We start from the raw sequence: 1027 nt of genomic DNA on the forward strand, positions 1-1027 counted from the left end.
GGTTTTGGTCGTCGAGGACGAGCCCGCCGATATCGAGCTGATCCGCATGGCCCTGGACAGCGGCCCCTATCAATGCAACGTCGCCGTCGCCGCCAACGGCCTCGAGGCGATGAATTTCCTGCACGCCCATCCCCCCCACAGCGGCCAGGCGCCCGATCTGGTCCTGCTCGACCTCAACATGCCGCGCATGTCGGGCCACGAGGTCCTGCGCGAGATGAAGGCCGACCGCAGCCTGGCAGCCATCCCGGTGGTGGTGCTGACGACATCTGAAGCCGAAAAAGACGTGGTTTCCTGCTATGGCTTAAGGGCAGGGGGATACGTTACCAAGCCGGCCGACGTCAACGAACTGGTGCACGCCGTCCATTGCGTTGAAGAATATTGGTTCTCGACGGTTCGGCGGCCGCCCAAGCTCTAATCCACCCCACCCGTTTGGCTGAAGTTGAAGCAACCCGCTCGGGTGGGGGTATGGGTATTTTAAACAGTGCAACTCCGTATTTTGCTGCGCATGCTCAATAGAATGAGTCTTGAATAATATGCATGAGTGTTGAACTATGGTCGCAAGAGCGGGCTCTTCGCTGATTGTGCAATGCAATATAGTGGATGGTCCAACAACGCCGACGGAGGATTCATGCGCTCTTCCTTTTTGACGGTCGCCGTGGCCGCCGGAATTGCGGTGGGACTTGTGAGCGGGGCCGATGCCGCCGCCCGCAAGAAGGCGCCGGATCGGGAATATTTCGAAGTCTCGCGCATGGCGCCGCTGACCGATAAGCCGGGCGATCCGGTGAACGGCAAGAAGGTCCTGCGGACCACCGGGCTGTGCCTGTCGTGCCACACCGCCCCCATCCCCGAGGAACCCGACCATGGCGACGTCGCCCCCGATCTGGGTGGCGTTGGCAGCCGACTGCAGTCGGCCGAGATGCGGATGCGGATCGTCGATCCCAAGGTGCTGTTCCCCGACACCATCATGCCGTCCTTCCATAAGAAGGAAGGGCTGAACCGGGTCGCCAAGGCCTGGGAGGGCAAGACC

2 protein-coding genes are annotated in these 1027 nt (G+C 61.4%); both read left to right on the plus strand.

The features are described 5' to 3' along the window. Positions 1 to 415 (plus strand): response regulator (locus A6A05_RS04240; RefSeq protein ID WP_068497801.1); only part of this gene is annotated, 415 nt, incomplete at its 5' end. A gap of 213 nt (positions 416 to 628) precedes the next feature. Further along, positions 629 to 1027, plus strand: a 399-nt coding sequence (locus A6A05_RS04245) for a cytochrome c family protein (protein ID WP_156520888.1), incomplete at its 3' end; no start/stop codon positions are given.

The sequence above is a fragment of the Magnetospirillum moscoviense genome, from assembly GCF_001650635.1.
GTDB classification, from domain to species: domain Bacteria; phylum Pseudomonadota; class Alphaproteobacteria; order Rhodospirillales; family Magnetospirillaceae; genus Magnetospirillum; species Magnetospirillum moscoviense.